We start from the raw sequence: 8,244 nt of genomic DNA, 5'->3' as shown, positions 1-8,244 counted from the left end.
GTGTGCGAGTGACCGAGGACGTACCACCGGCCGTGACGCACCACGACCGCCCACGGCTCCACGTCGAGCTGCCACACCGAGCCGGCCTCCGTGCGGTAGCGAAGAAGCACCCGCCGGTGCTCCGAGAACGCCCGGACGATGTCGTTGGTGGTGGTGGGGTCGGGACGCGCGGCGCCACGGTCCGGCGCCGGGGCGATGGCCCGCCGCACCGCCTCGGCCTGCGCGGCCACCGGCGCCGGCAGCGCCTGCACGATCTTGCCGAGCGCGCTGCCGACCGGGTCGGCGGCGTCGTCGGGGTCGTGGTGGCCGTCGAGCACCGCCATCACCAGGCCGAGGGCCTCGGGGGTGGTGAACATCAGCGGGGGCAGCCGGGCCCCGCGACCGACCCGGTAGCCGCCGTACGGCCCCCGGACGGACTCGACCGGGATGCCCGCCTCACGCAGCACCGACACGTAGCGACGGGCCGCACGTCCAGAGACCCCGAGCAGCTCGCCGAGACGGTCGGCCGTCATTCCCGGGCGGTCCTGGAGCAGCTGCAGGGACCGCAGGGCGCGCGCGGTCGGGTTCGCCTCGTCCACCCCGTCAGGGTCGCACAGGAAGCGGACGCGATCCGTCCGCAACCGCCTCTATGCTGCCGGGATGACAACCACGGACACGCCCTGGGAGCCACCCCTGGCCGGCAGCGAGATCGACCATCTCGTCGGTGCGCTCGAGCGGCTGCGCGCCACATTCCGCTGGAAGGCCGACGGGCTCGACGCCGCGGGGCTGCAGACCCGCATCGGCAGCTCGGCGCTCACCCTCGGTGGCCTGCTCAAGCACCTGGCGGTCGTCGAGGACCACACCTTCACCGAGAAGCTCACCGGCGACCCGATCGGCTCACCGTGGGACGAGACCGGCTGGGACGGCACCGGCGACTGGGACTTCACCTCCGCCGCCGAGGACACCCCCGAGCAGCTGTACGACGGGTGGGACGCCGCGGTGGAGCGGTCCCGCGCCCGGCTCGGAGCCGCCCTCGCCGAAGGCGGGCTCGACCGGCCGGTGCACGCGTCGGACGACGCGGGTCACCACGCCAACCTGCGTCGGCTGGTCTGCGACCTGGTCGAGGAGTACGGTCGGCACACCGGCCACGCCGACCTGCTCCGAGAGGCGGTCGACGGACGGGTCGGCGAGGACCCGCCGCCCGGCTGGCGCCCCTGACCGCGCCGGCCGCCGTCCGCAGGACCCGCCCGGACTCAGGCGGCGCTGCGGACCCCCGGTCTCGTCTTCGGCCAGATGTCGCGGAAGGCGATGGCCGCGCGCAGACCGCCGATCACGACGGTGGCGGCCGCGAGGCCGCCGAGGATCAGCCCCAGCTCCTCGCCCGTGAGCCCGGTGCCGTCGGAGACGGCACGGGTGATGTTCCGGGTCCCGATGTTGACTCCCATGGTGCAGCTCCCGACGGACCGCGCCCCCAGTCACGCTCCGGATAGCTCGATGCTTGGTCGGTCAGCCTCCCCCGCCGGCCGCACCTGGCGGATCCCCCCGAAAGGATGATCCGCACGTCCGGGCGTGAGGACACTCTCGGAGCATGATCCGTCTACTGGGTGACATGCCGGCCGGAGTGCTGGGGCTCGAAGCCGTCGACGACGTGGAGAAGGAGGACTACGAGGACGTCATAGTGCCCGCCGTCAACGAGGCGATCGCCCGGCACGGCAAGGTGCGTCTGGTGTACGTCCTAGGTCACGACTTCGACGAGTACGAGGGTGAGGCGGTCTGGGAGGACCTCAAGCTCGGCGCGCGGAACCCGACCGCGTTCGAGCGCATCGCCGTCGTCACCGACGCCCGCTGGGTCGGTCCCGCGATCAAGGTCTTCAGCGTCCTGTGGCCGGGTCAGGCGCGCGCCTTCCCGCTCGACGACCTCGAGTCCGCGAAGGCGTGGGCGGCCTCGGACCAGGCGGGGCAACCGGCTGGTTAGCCCAGCATCTCGGTCACGGCGATCCGCGCCGCGGACGGGCAGCCCTTGGTGAACCCGAAGAACGGCCCGAAGTCGCGGGTCGAGGCGAAGCCGGTCATGTACAGCCCGGGCAGCGAGGTCTCGAAGCCCGCGGTGAGGTCCGGAAAGCCGTCGGTCACCGTCACCCGGTCCCGCACGCCGGCGAGGTAGGGCACCCGGGCCACGTCGGCCTTGTAGCCCGAGGCGAACACGACGTGGTCGGCCCTCAACGTCTCGCCATCCGACAGGGTGAGCAGCAGCTCCTGCTCCCCCGCCGTCACCCCGGTCACGGCGCACCTCGGGTGCCGCGTCACCACCTCGGGAGCGATGCGCGGGACCAGCCACGGTTCCAGCGTGAGTCGCCCGACCCGCCAGAACTCACCGGCGATCGCCTCTCGCTGCTCCGCGCGCAGACCTCGCCACCAGCCACGGTGCGACATCGTCTGGTCGACGTACTCGTCGACGAACGCCCAGCTGACCTCGGCGAACTGCGGGACGTCATGTCGGTGCACCACGTCCACGTGGCCGACGCCGTGGTCGCACAGCAGCGCCGCCCACTCGTACGCGCTCTGACGTCCGCCCACGATGACGACCCGGGCGCCGCCGAGCTCGTCAAAGCTGACCAGCTCACTGGTGTGCGCACGACTCGCCTCCGGTACGTCGGCGTACCACGCGGGCAGGTTGACGAAGTGGTGGATGCCGGGGGCCGCGAGCACCTTCTCGGCGGTGATCGTGGACCCGTCCTCCATCGTGGCCACGAAACGCCCGTTCGGCTGGGCGAGGTCGGCCACCAGACGCTCGTCGACCTCCAGACCCTTGCGTTCCCGGAACCACTCGGTGTGGTCGAGGAAGACTCCGATCGGGATGGGCGCGAAGTCCTCGGGACGCAGGCCGCGGTCCTCGAAGAAGGCCTCGAACGTGTGCTCGCCGCTCGCGTCGAGATGCCAGTCCGGACCTGACCGCAGGTACATCCCCGCCGGCATCTGCTCCCGCCAGAAGGACATCGGACAGCCGACCATGTGGGTGCCGATGCCGTTGTCGCGTGCGAAGGCGGCCGCGGCGTAGGCGTACGGGCCGGCGCCGATCACCAGCAGGTCGGTCCGAAGCGTCATGGCATCCCCAGACAGGCTGTCCCAGGCTCTGACGCTACCGCGGGACCGCCGAAACGGTGCTCGCGGCCACGCGGTGCCTACGCGCGACCAGCACGGAGTCTCGCAGGGTTCGCCGGTGTCCGTGCGGGCCGTCGCCGTGCTCCCGGGACCGGACCTCGGCCACCTCGACCGTCCAGTCGCGCGCGTCCAGCGCGGCGGCGAGCGCCTCCACCGGGGTATCGGCATGCGGGTGCTCGTCACCCGGGCCGTGGTCCACCACCAGGAGCACCCCACCGGGCACCACGGCCGTCGCGAGCCGTTGCACGAGAGCCTCCGCAGGGCCGCCTGGATGCACGTAGTGAGCGGTCACGAGGTCGAACCGCGCCTGCGGCGGCTCCCACGTGGTCAGGTCCGCCTCCAGCAGGTCGATGCGCTCGGCCGCCTCGTCACCGAGCCCCTCGGCGTGCTGCCGCGCGCGGCCCAACGCCGTGGCCGAGACATCGACGCCGGTCACCCGCCAGCCGCTCTCGGCGAGCCACAGCACACTGCCACCCTCGCCGCAGCCGGCGTCGAGGGCAGTCCCCGGGGACAGGCCTGCCACCTGGCGCACCAGGTGGGGGTTGGGCTCCGAGTGGTGGTGGCCGGCGTGGTCGGCGTACCTGGACTCCCAGTACGCCGCGTCGAACTGCTCAGGCATCCGCTCCCCCGACCTCGACGGCGTGGAGGGCGCGGTGGACCGCCACCGCCTCGCGGGTCTCCGCCTCCACCAGGTCGGCGTTGATCTGCGCGGCGGCCGCCGCACCTGCGGCAGCGGCGGCGCCGACCTGGGCGCTCAGGTCCGTGACGTTGCCGGCCGCCCAGACTCCGGGGACGTTCGTGCTCCCGGTCGGGTCGGTCGGGAGGTGCTCCCCGACCCCGGCGGGATGCTCCACGGTGCGCAGTCCGAGGTCGTCGAGGAAGCCCGCACGCGCGACCATTCGCGTGGCCACGACGACCGCATCGGCCCCGACCAGCGTGCCGTCGAGCAGCCTGAGGCCGGTGAGACGGTCGTCCCGCACCTCCACGGCGGCCACCAGGCCGTCGACCAGGCGGATCCCCCGCGCGACGAGCTGCTCGGCCTCCTCGGCGTCCGGCGGCACGGTGTGACTGACGTAGGTGACATCGGCACTCCACTGGCGGAACAGCCTGGCCTGGTGCACCGACATCGGTCCGCTGCCGAGCACGACGATGGCCCGGTCGCGGACCTCCCAGCCGTGGCAGTACGGGCAGTGCAGGACCTCGTGACCCCAGCGCTCGGCCAGGCCCGGGACGGCCGGGAGCTCGTCGACGAGGCCAGCCGTCACCAGCAGGCGACCGGCGCTGACCGTTCGCCCGTCGGCCAGCGTGACGACGAAGCCGTCCCCGTCGCCGCTCGCTCTCGCCACCTCGCCGTCGACGACCTGGCCGCCGTAACGTCGTACCTCGTCGCGGCCCCGCGTCAGCAGCTCGGCCGGGGGTACGCCGTCGTGACCCAGGAGCCCGTGCACCCCGTCGGCCGGAGCGTTGCGCGGTCGCCCGGCGTCGACGACCAGCACCGTGCGGCGGGCCCGGGCCAGCACCAGGGCACCGTTCAGGCCGGCGGCACCTCCACCGATCACCACGACGTCGTACCTGTCCCGCAGCTCTGCGGTCAACACGACCACCTCCTCTGCCGTCGATAGTGCGGCAGTCTTGCGGTTCAAGCAACTGGCTTTGCCGTTATGGCAAACTGGGTCCATGAACGACGAGCTCCAGGACACCCTGGCCACCGTGGGCCCACGGCTGAGCGCGCTGCGCCATGAGCGTGACCTCACCCTGACCGCTCTTGCGGCGGAGACAGGCGTCTCGGTCAGCACGCTGTCCCGTCTGGAGTCCGGCGAACGTCGACCGACCCTGGAGCTGCTGCTGCCGCTGGCCAAGGCCTACGGCGTCACCCTCGACGAGCTCGTCGACGCCCCACCGACCGGGGACCCCCGCGTCCACCTGCGGCCGCTCACCCGGCCCGGCATGACGATGATCCCGCTGACCCGGCGGGCCGGCGGCATCCAGGCCTACAAGCTCGTCCTTCCTGCCGGCAGCGGACGCAAGGACCCCGAGCCGCAGACACATGAGGGCTACGAATGGCTGTACGTGCTGAACGGCCGGCTGCGGGTCGTCCTCGCCGAGCACGACCTGGTGCTGGCACCCGGCGAGGCCGCCGAGTTCGACACCCGCACGCCCCACTGGTTCGGGGCCGCCGACGACGACCCGGTCGAGTTCATCAGCCTGTTCGGCCAGCAGGGGGAACGGGCGCACCTGCGGGCCCGCCCGAAGAGACGGGACTGACCCTGCGCCGGGGGTGTGAGCCCCGTTGTTTCCGCTGGGTCAGACCAGCGACGCGGCTCGGCTCCCGGTCTCGCGCCGGAGCGACCGAGCCAGCTCGTTGAAGAAGCAGCCGGTGAAGTGGCTGCCGGCCACCGTCAGGGTGGCCGTGCCCAGTCGCGAGACGAAGCCGCGGACCGTCGCGTCGGCGTGGTAGCGCAGGGCGCTCGTCCCGGGCCGCGAGCCTGCCGACAGGGTGACGTGCAGGTCCACGTCCAGGCGACCACAGCGTCCTCGCGCCGCGACGCGGACCCGGATCGCGGACCCCGGCCGCACGTCCTCGACGGAGAAGGTCCCCCGGTAGACATCCGCCACCGGCCCGACGCGTGCGGCCAGGCTGGCGGCGTACAGGCCGGTCTCGAGCGGCACGAGCTCCTCGCAGCCGGGGATGACCGAGCACAGCACCTCGCGGTCGTGCAGGGCGTCCGACACCCGCCCGACCGGTGCGGGAACCTCCCGCTCGCCGCTGAACCGCATGGTCCCCCCTCGTGACTTCGTCGTGGTGAGTGCGAGGAGATTCGGGCGGCGGCCCTGATACATCCGGCGCGGCCCTACTCGAGGTAGGGGTCCGCCCACGCGCTGATGATGCGGCCGGCGCGCTGCGCCTGGTTGCTCCCGGTGAGCAGGTGGTCGGCCCCCTCGAGGGACACGAAGCTCCGGGGATGCCGCGCAGCCCTGAAGATCTGGCTGGCGTTGGCGATGCCCACGGTGTTGTCGGTGGGCGCGTGCATGACGAGAAGGGCCCGACGGAGCCGGTGGATCCGCTCCCGGAGGTCCGCCGCGCGCACGTCCTCGATGAAGTGGCGTCGTAGCGTCAGTGCCTTGCCCCCGATGAGGAACGGCGCCTCCCCGTCGCTGAGGATGCGTCCGACGAGGGCGTCGTAGTTGTGCTCGACGTGGGCCGGCTCATACGGCGCGCCGATGCTCGCGACGGCGCGGACGTCCTCGACGAGGTGCGCGGCGGCGATGACCGCGGAGCCGCCGAACGAGTGCCCGACCAGCAGCCGGACGGGTCGTCCGGTTCCTTCCATGAACCTGACTGCCTCCGCCGTGTCCTCGACCTTGTGGGAGAACGACCCGTCGCCCCAGTCCCCCTCCGAGTCGCCGAGGCCCAGGTTGTCGAAGCGCAGCATCCCGATGCCCTCGCTCGCCAGCTGCTTGCAGATGCGGCTCGCCGCGGGCGAGTCCTTGCCGAGCGTGAACCCGTGGGCGAAGACGCCCCAGCCGCGCGGAGCTCCCTCCGGAGGGTCGATCAGGCCCGCCAGGCGCGGTCCGCTCGAGCTCCGGAAGGACACCCGCTCGGCCACGCGAGTCATCGTGTCAGAACCGGCGCCGACGTCTCCACGGTCCGGGTATCACCAGGTGCGCGCCCACAGACAGAAGTCCGAGCCGCGCAGCTGCTTCAGCGCCCCCTCGGTGAGCGGCGCGGAGGCGTCGGTGACGACGTAGGCCAGCTCGCCGCGCGTCGAGAGGTGCTGCCCGGTGACGTTGTCGCCATCGGCGGCGAACAGCGCGTTCAGCTCCGCCAGCGCGCCCGGGACGTTGCTGTGCAGGAAACCGAGGCGATGCCCGGAGACCAGTGGCGGCGTGACCACCTCGGGGAGGTTCACCGAGAGTGCCGTGCTCCCCTCGAGCGCGAAGCCCGCGAGCTTCCCCGCCACGAACCAGCCGATCTCCGCCTGCGCCTCCTGCGTCGACCCGCCCACGTGGGGCGTCAGGATCACGTTGTCGACGCCGCGCAGCACCGACTCGAACGCGTCGCCCTGCGCCTTGGGCTCGACCGGGAAGACATCCAGCGCGGCGCCCGCGATGTGCCCCGAGAGCAGGTGGTCGCGCAGGGAGACGTCGTCGACCACCATCCCCCGGGAGGCGTTGATGAACATGGCCCGCGGACGCATCGCCGCGAACTGCTCGGCGCCGAAGAAGCCGGCGTTGCCCGGCCGCCCGTCGACGTGGAGGCTGACCACGTCGGCGACCGCGAGCAGCTCCTCGAGCGAGGACATGCGGCGCGCGTTCCCGTGCGCAGGCCGATCGGCGGTGTCGTAGAAGACCACCCGCATTCCGATCGCCTCGGCGAGGTTGGACAGCTGGGTGCCGATGTTGCCGTAGCCGACGATCCCCAACGTCCGGCCGCGGACCTCGTGGCTGCCACGCGCCGACTTGTCCCACACCCCGTCGTGCATGCGTTGGATCTTCTCCGGCAGTCTCCGGGCCAACGCGATGATCTCGCCGATCACGAGCTCCACGACGCTGCGGGTGTTGGAGTACGGCGCGTTGAAGACGCCGATGCCGCGGACCGCGGCCGCGGCGAGGTCGACCTGGTTCGTGCCGATGCAGAAGCACCCGATCGCCTCGAGGTCCGGTGCTGCCGCGAGGACCCGCTCCGTGACGTTGGTGTTGGAGCGGATCCCGAGCAGCCGGACCCCGGGCAGCGCGTCGACGAGCTCCGACTCGGTCAGCGCTCCGGCCCGGACCTCCACCTCGAAGCCGCGCTCCCGGAGGAGCTCGGCGGCGGCCGGATGGATGCTCTCGAGCAACAGGGCCTTCATGGCGCCACGGTATGTGCTGCGACTAGAGGTCGCGCTCGTAGGCCAGCATCAGCGGGCCGCCCTCCCCCTCCGTGCGACGGAACCCGGCCGCCTCGTAGAGACGCTGGGCGAGCCGGTCGTCCTCGCTCGTGACCAGGAACGCGTAGTCGGCACCCTGCTCCTTCGCGACCCGGACGACCTCGGTGATGAGCTCCCGCCCGTAGCCCTGGCCCCGGCGGTCGGGTACGACGTACAGCTCGGCCAGGTAGGCCTC

At 72.3% G+C, this 8,244-nt stretch carries 11 protein-coding genes and 1 pseudogene; 3 read left to right on the top strand and 9 right to left on the bottom strand.

The window, feature by feature from the left end; translation table 11 throughout:
- Positions 1 to 578: helix-turn-helix transcriptional regulator (locus tag VFH10_RS16365; RefSeq protein ID WP_325130447.1), on the bottom strand; the 578-nt coding region annotated here is incomplete at its 3' end.
- A gap of 61 nt (positions 579 to 639) precedes the next feature.
- On the opposite strand from VFH10_RS16365, the gene VFH10_RS16360 reads away from it, so the two are divergent.
- Positions 640 to 1,197, top strand: coding sequence for a DUF664 domain-containing protein (locus VFH10_RS16360; RefSeq protein WP_325130445.1), 558 nt, complete (start codon positions 640 to 642; stop codon positions 1,195 to 1,197).
- 35 nt (positions 1,198 to 1,232) lie between these two features.
- Here VFH10_RS16360 and VFH10_RS16355 read toward each other — a convergent pair whose 3' ends face one another.
- Positions 1,233 to 1,424: a hypothetical protein gene (locus VFH10_RS16355; RefSeq protein WP_325130444.1), complete on the bottom strand. Its 192-nt coding sequence runs from the start codon at positions 1,422 to 1,424 to the stop codon at positions 1,233 to 1,235.
- Between the two features lie 143 nt (positions 1,425 to 1,567).
- Here VFH10_RS16355 and VFH10_RS16350 point away from each other — a divergent pair, with 143 nt between their 5' ends.
- Positions 1,568 to 1,954, top strand: a complete 387-nt coding sequence (locus VFH10_RS16350; protein WP_325130442.1) for an STAS/SEC14 domain-containing protein — start codon at positions 1,568 to 1,570, stop codon at positions 1,952 to 1,954.
- Here VFH10_RS16350 and VFH10_RS16345 read toward each other — a convergent pair.
- The 3 genes from VFH10_RS16345 to VFH10_RS16335 are packed head-to-tail and all read right to left on the bottom strand — an operon-like array spanning position 1,951 to position 4,739.
- Positions 1,951 to 3,084, bottom strand: coding sequence for an FAD-dependent oxidoreductase (locus VFH10_RS16345; RefSeq protein WP_325130440.1), 1,134 nt, complete (start codon positions 3,082 to 3,084; stop codon positions 1,951 to 1,953). The genes VFH10_RS16350 and VFH10_RS16345 overlap by 4 nt on opposite strands.
- Before the next feature lie 34 nt (positions 3,085 to 3,118).
- Positions 3,119 to 3,760, bottom strand: a complete 642-nt coding sequence (locus VFH10_RS16340; RefSeq protein WP_325130438.1) for a class I SAM-dependent methyltransferase — start codon at positions 3,758 to 3,760, stop codon at positions 3,119 to 3,121.
- Positions 3,753 to 4,739, bottom strand: coding sequence for an NAD(P)/FAD-dependent oxidoreductase (locus VFH10_RS16335; RefSeq protein ID WP_325130436.1), 987 nt, complete (start codon positions 4,737 to 4,739; stop codon positions 3,753 to 3,755). Before VFH10_RS16335 ends, VFH10_RS16340 begins: the two co-directional genes overlap by 8 nt.
- A 79-nt stretch (positions 4,740 to 4,818) precedes the next feature.
- On the opposite strand from VFH10_RS16335, the gene VFH10_RS16330 reads away from it, so the two are divergent.
- A complete protein-coding gene (locus VFH10_RS16330; protein WP_325130434.1) occupies positions 4,819 to 5,406 on the top strand; it encodes an XRE family transcriptional regulator in 588 nt (195 codons plus the stop codon).
- A 39-nt stretch (positions 5,407 to 5,445) separates the two neighbouring features.
- Here VFH10_RS16330 and VFH10_RS16325 read toward each other — a convergent pair whose 3' ends face one another.
- The 4 genes and pseudogenes from VFH10_RS16325 to VFH10_RS16310 form a co-directional block, all read right to left on the bottom strand.
- Positions 5,446 to 5,919, bottom strand: coding sequence for a CoxG family protein (locus tag VFH10_RS16325; protein WP_325130430.1), 474 nt, complete (start codon positions 5,917 to 5,919; stop codon positions 5,446 to 5,448).
- A gap of 74 nt (positions 5,920 to 5,993) precedes the next feature.
- Positions 5,994 to 6,749 (bottom strand): alpha/beta hydrolase family protein, encoded by a 756-nt coding sequence (locus VFH10_RS16320; protein WP_325130428.1) that lies wholly within the window; start codon positions 6,747 to 6,749, stop codon positions 5,994 to 5,996.
- Between the two features lie 48 nt (positions 6,750 to 6,797).
- Positions 6,798 to 8,027: pseudogene (gene serA, locus VFH10_RS16315) on the bottom strand (phosphoglycerate dehydrogenase); the annotation flags it as partial.
- The gene (locus VFH10_RS16310) at positions 8,014 to 8,235 is read right to left on the bottom strand and encodes a GNAT family N-acetyltransferase (RefSeq protein ID WP_414689880.1); all 222 of its coding nucleotides are present in this window, start codon (positions 8,233 to 8,235) and stop codon (positions 8,014 to 8,016) included. The gene VFH10_RS16310 and the pseudogene serA, both read right to left, overlap by 14 nt.
- Positions 8,236 to 8,244: the final 9 nt, after the last annotated feature.

Origin of the sequence: Nocardioides sp., from assembly GCF_035697785.1 — a bacterium.
GTDB lineage: Bacteria > Actinomycetota > Actinomycetes > Propionibacteriales > Nocardioidaceae > Nocardioides_B.
Note: the sequence above shows the minus strand (reverse complement) of the source record. Positions and strands in the feature narration are given on the sequence as shown.

Bases quoted from the DNA above. Each gene is read 5' to 3' on its own strand.
- VFH10_RS16360 (WP_325130445.1), top strand. From the start codon at position 640: ATGACAACCACGGACACGCCCTGGGAGCCACCCCTGGCCGGCAGCGAG.
- VFH10_RS16355 (WP_325130444.1), bottom strand. From the start codon at position 1,424: ATGGGAGTCAACATCGGGACCCGGAACATCACCCGTGCCGTCTCCGAC.
- VFH10_RS16350 (WP_325130442.1), top strand. From the start codon at position 1,568: ATGATCCGTCTACTGGGTGACATGCCGGCCGGAGTGCTGGGGCTCGAA.
- VFH10_RS16345 (WP_325130440.1), bottom strand. From the start codon at position 3,084: ATGACGCTTCGGACCGACCTGCTGGTGATCGGCGCCGGCCCGTACGCC.
- VFH10_RS16340 (WP_325130438.1), bottom strand. From the start codon at position 3,760: ATGCCTGAGCAGTTCGACGCGGCGTACTGGGAGTCCAGGTACGCCGAC.
- VFH10_RS16330 (WP_325130434.1), top strand. From the start codon at position 4,819: ATGAACGACGAGCTCCAGGACACCCTGGCCACCGTGGGCCCACGGCTG.
- VFH10_RS16325 (WP_325130430.1), bottom strand. From the start codon at position 5,919: ATGCGGTTCAGCGGCGAGCGGGAGGTTCCCGCACCGGTCGGGCGGGTG.